General features: G+C 62.6%; 6 protein-coding genes. 3 read left to right on the plus strand and 3 right to left on the minus strand.

Going from position 1 to position 5,027, the window contains the following annotated elements; translation table 11 throughout:
• Positions 1-790 (minus strand): MFS transporter (locus IF803_RS42095; protein WP_461196113.1); only part of this gene is annotated, 790 nt, incomplete at its 3' end.
• A 425-nt stretch (positions 791-1,215) separates the two neighbouring features.
• Between IF803_RS42095 and IF803_RS42100 the strand changes: the two genes are divergently transcribed.
• From IF803_RS42100 to IF803_RS42110, 3 genes are all read left to right on the plus strand, one after another.
• On the plus strand, positions 1,216-1,755 hold the full coding sequence (locus IF803_RS42100) for a peroxiredoxin-like family protein (RefSeq protein ID WP_461196114.1): 540 nt from the start codon (positions 1,216-1,218) through the stop codon (positions 1,753-1,755).
• Positions 1,752-3,188, plus strand: a complete 1,437-nt coding sequence (locus tag IF803_RS42105) for an MFS transporter (RefSeq protein ID WP_461196115.1) — start codon at positions 1,752-1,754, stop codon at positions 3,186-3,188. Before IF803_RS42100 ends, IF803_RS42105 begins: the two co-directional genes overlap by 4 nt.
• Before the next feature lie 83 nt (positions 3,189-3,271).
• Positions 3,272-3,730 carry a DUF3788 domain-containing protein gene (locus IF803_RS42110; protein ID WP_028341935.1) on the plus strand — a complete coding sequence of 153 codons (459 nt, stop codon included), beginning with the start codon at positions 3,272-3,274 and terminating at the stop codon, positions 3,728-3,730.
• An 86-nt stretch (positions 3,731-3,816) separates the two neighbouring features.
• On the opposite strand, the gene IF803_RS42115 is transcribed toward IF803_RS42110, so the two are convergent.
• Positions 3,817-4,461, minus strand: coding sequence for an FMN-dependent NADH-azoreductase (locus tag IF803_RS42115; RefSeq protein ID WP_035631963.1), 645 nt, complete (start codon positions 4,459-4,461; stop codon positions 3,817-3,819).
• 108 nt (positions 4,462-4,569) lie between these two features.
• On the minus strand, positions 4,570-5,027 hold a 458-nt coding region (locus IF803_RS42120), incomplete at its 5' end, for a carboxymuconolactone decarboxylase family protein (protein WP_461196116.1).

Consider the following 5,027-nt stretch of genomic DNA (forward strand, 5'->3'; position numbering starts at 1 on the left):
GTTCGTCGGCAGCGTCAGATGTGTATAAGAGACAGATCGGGTGTTCGCTTCTGCGCTCCCAGAACGCGTAGACGGCGAGCCCGACAATGCCGAGCCAGGCGACGATCATGAGTACCGTGACCGGCTGGGCTGGAGTGCTCGTGGCATCCAGCGCTTCGGCGGAGCCGATCTGGCTCAGTGCCCAGGTGAGGGCCCCGATCGCCGCAGCGAGGATCGCGGCACCGATCAGGTCGAATCGGCGCTGGATCCGGCCGTCTTTGGGTGCGAAGACCAGCAGAACTCCCACGGCGGCGAGCGCGAGCGGCGGGTTGATCCAGAACACGGACGGCCAGCCGAAGGTCTCGGTCAGCCAGCCGCCCAGGACAGGACCTCCGGCCGTTGTGAGGGCCGATGCCGCAGCCCATAAGCCGATCGCCCGGTTTCGCTCGGCGCGCGGATAGGTGGCCCCGATCAGGGCGAGGCTGGCGGGGGTGACGATCGCCGCGGCTGCTCCCTGTGCGATGCGGGCAGCGATCAGCCAGGTCGGCGAAGGCGCCAGCGCGCAAGCCGCAGACGTCACACCGAACAGGACGCAACCGAGCCCCAGCATTCGCGCCTTGCCGTAAACATCCGCGAGCGCACCGCCGATCAATGTCAGCGACGCGAGCGCCAGCATGTACCCGTTGAGAACCCATTGAACGGAGGCAAGGTCCGCTCCGAAATCAGCGCGCAATATCGGTAACGCAACGGGTAGCGCGGTCCCATCGATGAACGCCATCGACGACGCGAGCACGCAGGCCGTGAGCACCATGCCTCGGTGGCGGGGCGGCGCCTCCCGCCCGAGCTCTCGCGGGCAGGGTTCTGCATCGATAACGCGGTGGCTGTGCCGTCCTTCAAGGGGCTGCGTCTCGTGGTGACAAGCTCGCCGTCTCTGGCTTGCAGGCGTGGTCATTTGCAGTCTCGTTCCGGGGTGTGGGTGTGTCTGACAGCGATCTCACACCGTGGCTGTCGAACCTGCCGCGAGGGAAGTCACCTCTCGCCATGGAATCAATCGACGATCGTTATTGCCGCTTGCCGCGCGGCGTGATGCCGTCGCGGGCCGCGCGCTTGCTTTGATTTACGCAGGTAGAGAGGAACGTCACAGCAGTATTCCTCACCGCTATGGAAACCATGCATGCCGATTATTGGAAGGTTTCGTATCGCGCTGCGATCTATGGGTGGACTGTGGAGAAGAGAATGCTGCTGCCTCGTCGACCGGTTCCAGAACTGCGCGTGCCGACCCTTGCTCATGGCGACTTTGACCTTGCGACCGACACGCCGGAGCGGTTTACGTTGATATGCTTTTATCGTGGGCTCCATTGTCCGGTCTGTCTCAAATATCTGCGCGACCTGGGATCGCTGATCTCCGAATATGAGCGCCGCGGCACAAAGGTCATTGCCGTTAGCTCTGACGTTGCCGAGCGTTCGCAGGAAATGGCGCGCAAGGTCGGCACCAACTTGCGATTTGGACATTCGTTGCCGCTGACGGTTGCGCGGCAATGGGGGCTGTATATTTCTGCGTCGCAGGGAAAGTCGTCGATCAACGTCGAGGAGCCGCCGCTATTTTCGGAGCCGGGCGTGTTCCTGGTCCGTCCGGACGGTACCTTGTACTACGGCGCGGTTCAAACGATGCCATTTGCACGTCCGTTGTTCTCGGAATTGCTTCAGGCGATCGATTTCGCGATCTCCAAGGCTTATCCGGCGCGTGGCGAGTATGACGGCCCTGTCTCATCGTGAGCAGCGCGTCACTGATCCTCCCCGACCTCGGCCTTGCGCTCTCCGAGCCCAAGGCGGTTGACGCGTGGGGCAGCACCAAGGTGCTCGCCGCGTCGAGCCTGGGCTGTTGCCTGGTGTTCGTCAGCAGCGCCGTCGTCACGATTGCGCTCGCTGCGATTGGCCAAGAGATGCGCCTGTCGCCGCTCGACCTGCAGTGGGTGATGAACGCCGAGCTTCTGCCGCTCGTTGCCGTGACCTTGGTTGCCGGCGCCCTGGGTGACCGGTTCGGACAGAAGCGGATTTTCCTCGGGGGCATCGCTCTCTACGGCTTCGGCGCAACCGCAATTGCCTTCGCGCCGGGTTTCGCGTCGCTCATCGTCGGTCGATTGTTGCAAGGCCTGGGCGAGGCCGTGATCCTGCCCAATGGTCTTTCCGTGCTTGGGCGGGCCTTTCCCGCCGACCAGAAAGCTCGCGCGGTCGGAATCTGGTCCGCCGCAGCGGCTGTTGCCGCCGGCGTCGCACCCGCGATCGCCGGCGCGATCCTCGATCACGGGTCCTGGCGGACGACCTTTCTGATGCTCCTGCCGGTCGTCGCCGGCGCGCTGGCTGTCGGCATCGCGTGGATACCCAACGATGCACCGGCCAGGCACGTTCGGGTCGACGTTGGTGGCGCGGTCCTGTCGACAGTCGGGTTCGGCGGGTTGAGCGCGGCGCTGATCAACCTGACCAACGGTTCGGGTCCGAGCCCATGGGTGCTCGTCATGCTGATTGTCGGTCTGGGCAGTTTAGCCGGCTTCATCGTGAACCAACGGCGATTAGGCGACAATGCCATGCTGCCCGCTTCGCTCTTTATTTCACGGTCGATCGTCGGCGCGAACCTGTTCACTGCGCTCCTCTACGGGCCGTTCACGGTCATGCTAACCCTGATCCCGTTTGTGATGATCCGGGGCGCGCACTTGCCGGCGCTGGTGGCGGGCCTGGCCTTCGTTCCCCTGCAGGTGCTGATTATGGTCGTCTCGCCGCTCGCCGGTGTGCTCTGCCGCCGGTTCGGCCGGCGCGTGCCATTGTTCGCCGGCGGCGCCGTCGCCGCCCTGGGATGCATCATGGCGCTCCGTATCGGTCCGAACGCGACCTATTGGGCGGACATCTTCCCGAGCATCCTGTTGCTGGCGCTTGGCATGAGCCTGGCGATTGCGCCGTTGACAACCCTCGTCCTCACCACCGTCGAGCCCGATCGCGCCGGAACCGCGTCTGGAGTCAACAGTGCGGTCTCGCGCGCCGGGTCGCTCTTCGCCATTGCCCTGCTTGGTGGCGTCCTGCAGCAGGGCGGCCCTCAGCTATTCTCGGGATTTCAGATCGCGATGGCTGTTGCCGCGGTCACCTGCGTTCTCACCACGCTCGCGGTGTTCATCATCGAGCCAGGGCCCCATGTCGATTTCATTCCGCGGGACTGACTCCGCTATCGAATGGCCAGTCGTGCGGCCGACCAAGTCTTCCGAAGCTCACGATATGGAGTTGCGATGTGAAGGAAAATAATATGGGACTATCTCCCGAGGTCGGCGACAGGATCACCGGCAAGTCAGCACCGCCCGATGACGGCACTGTCCGCGACTGGATCGGGCCGAAGGCGTTCGGGCATTGGGCCGAGCTGCGTAACTGGATCGAGGCAAACTACCCCGCTGTCTTCGCGCCGGAATGGCTCTATCGTGGCAAGAAGCGCGGTTGGTCCCTGCGCTACAAAAAATCCAGGGCATTCTGCACTTTCCTGCCGGAATACAGGTTGTTTTCGGTCGAGGTGGTCCTGGGGGGAGCAGAGCGAGAGAAGTTTGAGGCGCGGCGTTACGGGTGGCGCCCGCAATTGGTCAAACTTTACGATGAAGCTCGAACTTACCCCGACGGAAAATGGTTGAAAGTTGGTATCTCTTCCGCGGTCGACCGACGTGACGTGACGGAGCTTTTAAGTCTGAAGCGTCCTCCTCCGCGGTCACCCGGTTGAGATGTCTGCGGCGCGCCGATGCCGTAGTGATCTTCCAGGAGATCGGCGCGAGCCTCGAACACCTTACCGAGCGGTGGAGCGATGCTTCACTCACCTTCGACAGTCGCGGGGCATGGGACTTTCCCCATGACCGTCAGGTCGAGCGCCAAAAGCGCTTTTGCCCTCGCTGACGTGGCGTTATCTCCCTCAAGAAACGCAGTGGCTTGCACAGGGAGGAATTGCAAGGTTTTCAGACCAATGGAGCCCAGCACGGCCGCAAGATACGGAGTGAGAAAATCGGGCTGGTTGGCCCGGTCACCGGTGAACACGCCACCAGATGCGATACCGATGAACACCGGGCGATCATGGAGCTTTCCCACCTTCCCAACCGGCGTCGATCTGAAGGTGCGGCCGGCGCGCAAAATCTGGTCGACCCATGCCTTCAGGACCGAGGGAATGGTTAGGTTATGCATCGGCGTTCCAATGACCACCGCATCCGCCGCCTCGACTTCCTGAATGAGCGTTTCAGAAAGATCCAGCGAACCCTTCAGCGGAGCAGCCAACGTTGCTGCCGTCGAAAGCGTCGTGGCGTAGTCAGGCGTGGCATGCGGCAATGGGGCGGCGCCAAGATCTCGCCGACAGATGGTCGCCCGGGGCTCGATCTCGAGTAGCTTCTCGACAATCGCCGCCGAGAGCTGCCGGCTGTGTGATTCCGCCCGCGGGCTGCAATCAATATGAAGGATACTCTTCATGCTTTACTCTTTTCGCCCAGCCCCGTCACTTCGAGTCCCGGCCGCATCGCGCATCACATAAAAAGCTCCGATAGCCTTCAGCGATGATCGATGCGACCAGGCTGGAGTTCAGAGCGACCCAGCGGGCGCTACGGCTGGAAAGTCCTTCTCGGGATCGAAGACGTTGTTGAAGAAGTTCGTCATGGAATACATTGCCACCAGCGCGACGATCTCCATGACGTTCGCATCCGTGTAGCCGGCATCGCGCACGCCTTTCAGATCCGCGTCACTGATCTTGCCGCGGGTCTCGATGACCTTGCGCGCAAATTGGATGGCGGCGTCCCGCTTCGGGTCGCTGGCATGGCCCATCCGGGCCAGAATAATTTCATTGGCCGGCAGCTTGGCCATGTGATCGGCCGTAAAGCTGTGAACCGTCAGGCAGTAGTCGCAGCCATTCACCTCGGAAACCGCGAGGCCGATGCTGTCACGCGTCTTCACGTCGAGCGCCTTGCTCAGGGAGCCGAGCAGGGTGGCCCAAGAGTTGAATGCGATCGGGCTTGCCGCGAAGGTCGCCATCATGTTTGGAG

It is taken from the genome of Bradyrhizobium sp. UFLA06-06, from assembly GCF_054820065.1.

Bases quoted from the DNA above. Each gene is read 5' to 3' on its own strand.
- IF803_RS42110 (WP_028341935.1), top strand. From the start codon at position 3,272: ATGGGACTATCTCCCGAGGTCGGCGACAGGATCACCGGCAAGTCAGCA.
- IF803_RS42100 (WP_461196114.1), top strand. From the start codon at position 1,216: ATGCTGCTGCCTCGTCGACCGGTTCCAGAACTGCGCGTGCCGACCCTT.
- IF803_RS42115 (WP_035631963.1), bottom strand. From the start codon at position 4,461: ATGAAGAGTATCCTTCATATTGATTGCAGCCCGCGGGCGGAATCACAC.